This is a genomic window from Pseudomonas sp. NFACC56-3 (genome assembly GCF_900100025.1).
Taxonomy (GTDB): domain Bacteria; phylum Pseudomonadota; class Gammaproteobacteria; order Pseudomonadales; family Pseudomonadaceae; genus Aquipseudomonas; species Aquipseudomonas fluorescens_AA.
This window is the reverse complement of sequence record NZ_FMTK01000021.1, coordinates 113,895-121,389: the sequence shown is the minus strand read 5'-3', so window position 1 is coordinate 121,389 and position 7,495 is coordinate 113,895. Positions and strand designations below refer to the sequence as shown.

The 7,495-nt window shown below is 53.0% G+C and carries 9 protein-coding genes; 5 read left to right on the top strand and 4 right to left on the bottom strand.

Features of this window, described 5'->3' with window-relative positions; genetic code table 11:
- The 4 genes from BLO80_RS23525 to BLO80_RS23510 form a co-directional block, all read left to right on the top strand.
- Window positions 1-1,218 (top strand): RHS repeat-associated core domain-containing protein (locus tag BLO80_RS23525; RefSeq protein WP_175459542.1); only part of this gene is annotated, 1,218 nt, incomplete at its 5' end.
- A complete protein-coding gene (locus tag BLO80_RS23520) occupies window positions 1,215-1,610 on the top strand; it encodes a hypothetical protein (protein WP_092333822.1) in 396 nt (131 codons plus the stop codon). The genes BLO80_RS23525 and BLO80_RS23520, both read left to right, overlap by 4 nt.
- 216 nt (window positions 1,611-1,826) lie before the next feature.
- Window positions 1,827-2,225, top strand: a complete 399-nt coding sequence (locus tag BLO80_RS23515; RefSeq protein ID WP_092333820.1) for a hypothetical protein — start codon at window positions 1,827-1,829, stop codon at window positions 2,223-2,225.
- Window positions 2,226-2,753: 528 nt separating this feature from the next.
- The gene (locus tag BLO80_RS23510) at window positions 2,754-4,028 is read left to right on the top strand and encodes a glycoside hydrolase family 68 protein (protein ID WP_092333818.1); all 1,275 of its coding nucleotides are present in this window, start codon (window positions 2,754-2,756) and stop codon (window positions 4,026-4,028) included.
- Window positions 4,029-4,045: 17 nt separating this feature from the next.
- Here BLO80_RS23510 and BLO80_RS23505 read toward each other — a convergent pair whose 3' ends face one another.
- Window positions 4,046-4,264, bottom strand: coding sequence for a hypothetical protein (locus BLO80_RS23505; RefSeq protein WP_092333816.1), 219 nt, complete (start codon window positions 4,262-4,264; stop codon window positions 4,046-4,048).
- A 361-nt stretch (window positions 4,265-4,625) separates the two neighbouring features.
- On the opposite strand from BLO80_RS23505, the gene BLO80_RS23500 reads away from it, so the two are divergent.
- Complete coding sequence (locus BLO80_RS23500) at window positions 4,626-4,985, top strand: DUF6124 family protein (RefSeq protein ID WP_092333814.1); 360 nt, start codon at window positions 4,626-4,628, stop codon at window positions 4,983-4,985.
- A gap of 128 nt (window positions 4,986-5,113) precedes the next feature.
- Here the strand turns inward: BLO80_RS23500 and BLO80_RS23495 are convergent, their stop codons facing one another.
- Genes BLO80_RS23495 through BLO80_RS23485 form a run of 3 tightly spaced genes read right to left on the bottom strand, consistent with a single transcriptional unit; the run spans window position 5,114 to window position 7,416 of the window.
- Entirely contained in the window at window positions 5,114-5,887 is a 774-nt protein-coding gene (locus tag BLO80_RS23495; RefSeq protein WP_092333812.1) for a GIY-YIG nuclease family protein, read from the bottom strand.
- Window positions 5,888-5,942: 55 nt separating this feature from the next.
- The gene (locus BLO80_RS23490; protein WP_072345454.1) at window positions 5,943-7,112 is read right to left on the bottom strand and encodes a DNA cytosine methyltransferase; all 1,170 of its coding nucleotides are present in this window, start codon (window positions 7,110-7,112) and stop codon (window positions 5,943-5,945) included.
- Window positions 7,105-7,416 carry a hypothetical protein gene (locus tag BLO80_RS23485; protein WP_063324206.1) on the bottom strand — a complete coding sequence of 104 codons (312 nt, stop codon included), beginning with the start codon at window positions 7,414-7,416 and terminating at the stop codon, window positions 7,105-7,107. The genes BLO80_RS23490 and BLO80_RS23485 overlap by 8 nt, the downstream gene beginning before the upstream one ends.
- Window positions 7,417-7,495 lie beyond the last annotated feature (79 nt).

Sequence of the window (7,495 nt, the reverse complement as noted above, 5' to 3'; positions counted from 1 at the left end):
GCCGGCAACCTGCTGATGCAGGACCGCCCCGGCCCGACCACCCTCAAGGGCAACCGCCTGCTGAGGGAGGGCGACCGCCACTACGACTACGATGCCTTCGGCAACCTGATCCGCGAACGCCGCGGCCAGGCCCTGGTCCGCGCCTACCGCTACGACAGCCAACACCGCCTGATCGGCGTCACCGACGCCGACGGCCGCGAAACGTCCTACCGCTACGACGCCTTCGGCCGACGCATCAGCAAGACCGTAGACGGCCTGACCACGGAATTTTTCTGGCAGGGCGACCAGCTCGTCGCCGAAAACAGCCCGCGCCACCACCGCAGCTACGTCTACGAACCGGGCACTTTCCGCCCCCTGGCCCTGCTCGACGGCGAAGGCCCCGACGCCCGCCCGTTCTACTACCACCTCGACCACCTGGGCACGCCCCAGGAACTGACCAACCCCGCCGGCCAGATCGTCTGGACGGCGCGCTACAACGGCTACGGCACACTCACCGAACTCACCCACGGCGGCGGCGAACAGTTGGAACAACCGCTGCGGTTCCAGGGCCAATACTTCGACCCGGAAAGCGGCCTGCACTACAACCGGCACCGCTACTACAATCCCGAGACCGGCCGCTATTTGACGCCTGATCCGAGCAAGTTGGCGGGTGGGCTCAATGGGTACCGCTACACGGTGAACCCGACGGGGTGGGTGGATCCGTTGGGGTTGGTGGATTGTCCGGGGCAGGGTGGGTGTCGACCGGCGGTTGGGGGGCAGGATCCGGCGGGGAAGGCAGCTGTTAGTCAAACGGAACCTAAGCTACCTACTCCTAAAAAAGAAGAGGATTTTCTGTATCGCGGTGATGAGCGAGATCCAGAAGATGTTTTTGAAAGTGGTTTTAAAAGTAAAGGTAAAAGCAAGAATCTGTTTTTACACTCTATGGATAGTGATTGGCCTCCTAGCTATTATATTAGTACCTCTTATTCAAGGGAGGTAGGGAAGAAGTTTGCTACCGGCGACTACACAAGAATAGGGTATTTGTACACGTTGCAAAAAATTCCAGGGCATGACCTGGCAAAGGAGTTGGGGGCTGCATACTTGTTCGGAGCAGAAAAAGAGATTGCGATTCCAGATCGCATAAGTAATGAAGATGTGCTTGGTGCAACCTTGATACTTGATAATGGGAAGGAGTTTGGTTATTCCATACCTAATCCTAATAGGAGGATAAAAAAATGATTTCTAAGGTTGAGGTGCATGTATCAAGAGGAGGAAAAAAAGAAATTGCCTGTCTCGTATGTGATTCTAGCAAAATTGCAATCACTTTCTGTACGGCAGATGGTGTCGAAAGAACTTATGTGGGTAGTAATTTTTATAAGTGCTTTGCGAGTCTTCGACGAGACAATCCAGATGTCACCTTTTTTTGTAAAGGTGCTAAGAAAAATGTTCATCCGTCCGGTATGGCGGCACAGATGTCGCTTGGGCTAAAAGCATATGAGCTGAGTATGGGGGGCACACCATCGCTCGATGATATTGTCTATATATTTGAATATGATGATAGTGACTTGGCTGGCGATCCAGATGAGCAAGAAGCTTTCTTTAAAGAATGGGTTGAGTCTCGTTTGATATAGCTGTGAACATGAGATGACAATTTTCTATCAACTCGGCTCATCAGTGATCGGGTTTAGTCGCCCGTCGTTGCTGAGTCGCTCAAGCCTCCATCAGTCAGGTATTCCCATCCCTGGAGAATTCCAGGGGACAGACCACGATTAAGAGAGCTTGTCACCAGTCAATTTCTAATCGTGGTCTGTCCCCGGTATTCGTGCCCAATTTTAATAGGTGATGACATGGATGTAAGAAAAGTTAATGTTGAAATTGATGGTGTTATGGATGATGCGTTTTTTGAGTGCGGCAAGAACCGCATTACTATGAAAGTTACCATGCCGGATGGTGTTATAAAAGATTATGCAGGGATGGATTATTATGTGTGTCTGGGAGAGGTTAGAAAGGATTTTCCTAACGTAAGATTTTTATGTAAGGGCGCGAAAATTAATGTATATCCTTCGCGAATGTGTTCGCAAATGGCTGGAGGAATAGTTGCCTACGAAGTTTGCTGGGGTGAGCCTGCGGATAACAACAATATAGTGAATATTTTTGACTATGAAGATCAAAACCTAACCCATGATATCAATGAGCAGGCAGATTACTACAGGCGATGGATGGGGTCTCTTGGATGTAAAGGCTGACGATATTGTTGGAGTGGCATCATTGAAGGGGATTGTACCTGCGTAGGTTATTTTTTTGTGCACCAGCGTTTTCGGAATCAGCCTCATCAAAACAACTGACCCAGCGCCACAGCAGACACTTCGCACATCCCCTGTGGGAGCGAGCTTGCTCGCGATAGCGATACACCAGCCAACCTCAGAACCGCTGACTCCCCGCCTTATGTTGAGCTTTGCACAGAACCCGCAGACTCAATTGACCAATCCCTCCATGCACTGCTTTCGCCCGTTGACCAGTTACGCGCGCTTTCCAAGAGTAGCGGCTCAGAGCACCAAGTGTGCACGCAACGTCGTCGATCTCCCCATGAATTAACTTCTGCAAACGTTCAAGGCTGAAACGTATCAGCTTCAAGAAAAAACTAAAATATGCACAAATGCATTTTTTCCTTGACCCGCAGGGGTGCGTCTCTATAAGGTGATTTCACTGTATGCGCATCCAGTATTCCTCAAGCATTATTTTTTTGAATCCATTCATGGACGAGGTATTACCTTATGAAAACCACCACTGAAAAATTCGGTGTAACCCCCCATCAACCCAGCCTGTGGACCCGCGCTGATGCGTTGAAAGTCCGAGCGGACGATCCCACCACCACTCAGCCGCTGGTCCGCGCGGATTTCCCGGTATTGAGCGACGACGTGTTCATCTGGGACACCATGCCCCTGCGCGACTTGGACGGTAACGTGACGTCCGTCGATGGCTGGTCGGTGATCTTCACGCTGACGGCCGATCGTCATCCAAACGACCCGCAGTACCTAGACGAGGACGGCAACTATGACATCCTCCGCGATTGGAACGATCGTCACGGTCGGGCAAAGATGTACTACTGGTTTTCTCGTACCGGCAAGAACTGGGAGCTCGGTGGCCGTGTGATGGCCGAAGGGGTTTCGCCGACCGCTCGCGAATGGGCTGGCACGCCGATTCTGTTGAACGACCGAGGTGAAGTGGACCTGTATTACACCGCCGTCACCCCAGGCGCGACCATCGTCAAGGTGCGCGGTCGGGTCGTGACCACTGAACACGGTGTCAGCATGGTCGGCTTCGAGAAGGTCAAGCCGCTGTTCGAGGCTGACGGCAAGATGTACCAGACCGAAGCCCAAAACGCCTTCTGGGGTTTTCGTGACCCATGGCCATTCCGCGACCCGAACGACGGCAAACTGTACATGCTGTTCGAGGGTAACGTGGCCGGCGAGCGCGGCTCGCACAAAGTGAGCGAGGCCGAAATCGGCGACGTGCCACCGGGTTATGAAGATGTCGGCAACTCGCGCTTCCAGACCGCCTGTGTCGGCATCGCCGTCGCCCGTGACGCAGACGGTGACGACTGGGAAATGCTGCCACCCCTGCTGACGGCCGTGGGCGTCAACGACCAGACCGAACGCCCGCACTTCGTATTCCAGGATGGCAAGTACTACCTGTTCACGATCAGCCACACCTTCACCTATGGCGACGGTGTGACCGGGCCGGACGGCGTGTACGGTTTTGTCGCGGACTCGCTGTTCGGCCCCTACGTGCCGCTCAACGGTTCCGGCCTGGTGCTGGGCAACCCGTCCTCCCAGCCATTCCAGACCTACTCGCACTACGTCATGCCCAACGGCCTGGTGACCTCCTTCATCGACAGCGTACCGACCGACGAAACCGGCACGCAGATTCGTGTGGGTGGCACCGAGGCACCCACGGTGGGCATGAAGATAAAAGGGCAGCAGACGTTCGTGGTGGCTGAGTACGACTATGGGTACATCCCGCCGATGCTCGATGTCACGCTTAAGTAATAGCTATACAGGGGTTTTCAGGCAGCGGGTTTGAGGTCGATGACAAAACCGTTGTGGATATGATCGAGATATCCCGTCTGATTTATTGCGATGTTGGTCGCAAGCCCATTGAACAACGAGTCGTAATCTTCTTCGCGACTGGCCGCAAGGACGCAGCCAGTCGCGAATGCATTTCCCTGCAACGTACGTACACAAGCGCCTCTGTGGGAGCGAGCTTGCTCGCGATAGCGGTGCATCCGCAACCTTCCAGCCGGCTGTTTATCGTGACTCCACGAGACTAGCCACGACCGACATCGCCTTGCGCCATTGCCTACAACTACGCCAGAATCCGCCGGCTTGTGCGTCTTGGGTCACGTCGGTAGTTTGGGTCCTGTCACTGCTCATCAGTGATCGGGTTTAGTCGCCCGTCTCAACCTAAGGCGTACCAAGTCCCCGTCGGACAGGCTTTGCTGTTCCTGTATTGATGGTGGCTGTGCGCAGGGCGCCCCCGGGCGCGCCGGGATTCTTAGGTTCACCGGTCGACTAACCTGCGCACAGCTGCCGCCCTCTCGTTTAGTCGCGAGGTGGTTGCAGCCTCACTTACAGGAACCTAAGTCGATGGCAAAAATTACACCGAACCCTCCAACTGCAGATGAGCATGTATCTCGCGCTCAGTCTGCTCGTAACAACAAGCTTGATGACGCTGCCAACCGGGCGTTGGATTACTACCTGAAGCCTACGCCGAAGAACGAAACGTCTGACAAACCCAACACCATCTTTCGTATCGCACCGGATGTTGATTCGGAATGTCTGCTTGCCAACCTCAGCGAAAACCTGGCTTCGGCCACTGCCATGATCAATGATTTGGCGTTTGGTCTTGAGGGATCACGACGGCATTTTGCGTTGGGGATTTTGCAGGTGATTGAGGTGAGTGAGCTGTTGGCGAATCGGGCTTTGGATATTGTTGAGGTGAGGTAGAGCGGGGCGTTGGCTTCCAACCTGGCGTAAAAAAGGTCTTGCTTGGCAAGACCTTTTTTACGGGGGAGGTGAAATAGCGGTGACATGTAAATGTATGCACCTTAAAGATTAGTCCATCCTATTCTCAGTTATAGGGGTTCAATAGTGATCCCTTCCTTGTAATTCGTTTTTTCGCGGTAAGCGATGACGTAGCCCGGAAGAGCTGTGATTTGCCAGTTGGGGCCGAGCGCTGTCTTGACCCTCCGAAGAATGTTCAAAACAGTGTCCGAGTCGTTGGGTAGATGCACCTGTGCGGCGACTAGGTCAGGATGTGGGCTTTTTGATTTAGCAGTTTCGCCTTCAAATCTAATATTGTAAGCAAGCTGCTCCTTTAGCTGGCTTAGCACTTCTGCTGCTGAGGCCATTCCATTTTTTGTGCCCAGATCAACTACCAAATCGAGATCAATGGGGTAGCTCTTATCGAAATGACCAGCTTTAAGTACTGTATGGTCACGGTTTCGGCCCGGGTCATTAGAGCCGAAGCCGCTAAGATTCCAGATTGGTGGGGTAAGCCCATTCTTGTAGTGTTTGATCAGCAGCTCTTCGAGATCCATTGCTGTGAATACAAAGACCCGCACAGCCTTGAATCCGATGGTGTCATGAGAAAGGTTGCGTCGTGATTGAATCTTATTTGCGTGACGTAGCAATCGCGCACGAAGCCCTGCTTGAGCATCGGTTTTCCCGATGTATACCAGCGATCCATTAAAAAAAAGCTGATATACGCCTTGGGCGTCATCAATACTTTGGACAGTGGCTGCATCCAGGGGCCCTTCGGGCATGTCGTCGAATAGCTTCACTAGCTGGCTAAGTAGCGCAGATGGCAGGTCGAATTCCAATTCTTCGAAGCATTGACGAGTAGGCATAAGCTCTCCATGTTTCGAGAGATTATGCCTATTTCTTTTGCGTATCGAAAGGTTGCTAGCCTTGTCCTGCTAATGCCGCAGCTACAGATGAAGCTACGACCTCAGCTAACCGAACCGGTACGGCATTTCCTAGTTGCTTCATCGTGTCGGACCACGATCCGTGGAAAACATAGTCGTCCGGAAATGTCTGGATCCTTGCTGCCTCCCGAACGGTGAAGTAGCGTACGCTGCCGTCGGTACGAACTAGCATGTTTTCGCCGCCAGGGACGCCATGATTACCCGCCTTTAGGGTTTTGGCTGGCTCATCTAAAGGGCTGCCAGTATGACCTGGATATGACCTGGCGCCAGGGTTGAATGTGTGGTTTGGCACCGGCAGCAGAGTTGGTTGCTCCGGGTCCGGAAGGCCTGCGATTGCGTCTCGCACCGTCGTCCATCGACGCAGCCTAGCCCGAGTTTCCAAAGACGCTGCTAGTAGAGATATGCGCTTGGCAAGTTTCTCTGGAGGGCGAGGCCTACCGCGTGACCGTATTCTGTGCTCTTCCCAATATGTACCTGTGACCCATTTTGAGATGAGCAGCTCATCTTCGGAGTGCGTAGGCTCAGGAAAGGACCATTGAATCCCTAAGTCAGCCCTGAACCCTACGAGGAATACCCGTTCTCGCTTTTGAGGAACACCGTAGTCGGCAGCGTTCAGAAGTCGAAACACCACGTGATAGGTGGGTTTCACTTTTCCTGATGTGTGCAGCCCTTCCAGGCGCGAAAGATGTTCGGTCCAAGTTTCGCCATGTCGTCTAGCAATTTCTGGGTAGCTGAGCTGAAGGTAAACGTATTCAAAGTAGCTAGCAAAGCTCTGACGTAAGAGTCCTTTTACATTTTCGAAAATGAAAGCGCGTGGCTTGGTCTCACGAACTGCCTGAACTGCTGTGGGGAACATGTCCCTTTCATCCAGGTTGCCTGCGTGTTTTCCACCAAGAGAGAAAGGCTGGCAAGGTGGGCCGCCGGAGATTACCTCTACGCCACCGGCGTATGGTGTGAAATCGAATGTCCGCGCATCCCCTTCATAAAGAAGGAAATCCTGACCCGCCTCGACGTAGTGAGCCTGGTTGTCGCGAATGGTTTGGCAGGCATCGTCATTCCATTCAATAACGGCCGAATGCTGGAAACCCGCCCGGGTCATGCCCATGGCAAGCCCGCCTGCGCCAGCAAATAATTCGATGCTACTCATTCGGGTCCTCGATGGTCTGGCTGAAGGCAAGAGGGGCTTGAGGGCTTCCGCCAAATTTGCCTTCTACCCCAGCGCCCCGTGGCTTCTTGGGCGCGATATCAATGCGCGAAAGCGCTTTTTTGAAGTCCAATTGGTATTCCGCCATCTCTGCCATCAAGGCTGCTATGACTGCTAGATGAGATGGGACTCCACCGCGTATTGAGCAGTTTGTGATCGAGTTAGGGTTCATTCCCAGTAACCCGGCAAACTCTTTTACGCTGATAGCGGCCTTCCCTAGCTGGCGTTGAAATTCTTCATAGGTCATGGCGGCGTAGGATACAGGTAATCAGCAGGAATCACACATTTATATTCTTGTAGCACATTAATATGTGTGTTTCGTGTTC

Bases quoted from the DNA above. Each gene is read 5' to 3' on its own strand.
- BLO80_RS23520 (WP_092333822.1), top strand. From the start codon at position 1,215: ATGATTTCTAAGGTTGAGGTGCATGTATCAAGAGGAGGAAAAAAAGAA.
- BLO80_RS23515 (WP_092333820.1), top strand. From the start codon at position 1,827: ATGGATGTAAGAAAAGTTAATGTTGAAATTGATGGTGTTATGGATGAT.
- BLO80_RS23510 (WP_092333818.1), top strand. From the start codon at position 2,754: ATGAAAACCACCACTGAAAAATTCGGTGTAACCCCCCATCAACCCAGC.
- BLO80_RS23505 (WP_092333816.1), bottom strand. From the start codon at position 4,264: ATGCACCGCTATCGCGAGCAAGCTCGCTCCCACAGAGGCGCTTGTGTA.
- BLO80_RS23500 (WP_092333814.1), top strand. From the start codon at position 4,626: ATGGCAAAAATTACACCGAACCCTCCAACTGCAGATGAGCATGTATCT.
- BLO80_RS23495 (WP_092333812.1), bottom strand. From the start codon at position 5,887: ATGCCTACTCGTCAATGCTTCGAAGAATTGGAATTCGACCTGCCATCT.
- BLO80_RS23490 (WP_072345454.1), bottom strand. From the start codon at position 7,112: ATGAGTAGCATCGAATTATTTGCTGGCGCAGGCGGGCTTGCCATGGGC.
- BLO80_RS23485 (WP_063324206.1), bottom strand. From the start codon at position 7,416: ATGACCTATGAAGAATTTCAACGCCAGCTAGGGAAGGCCGCTATCAGC.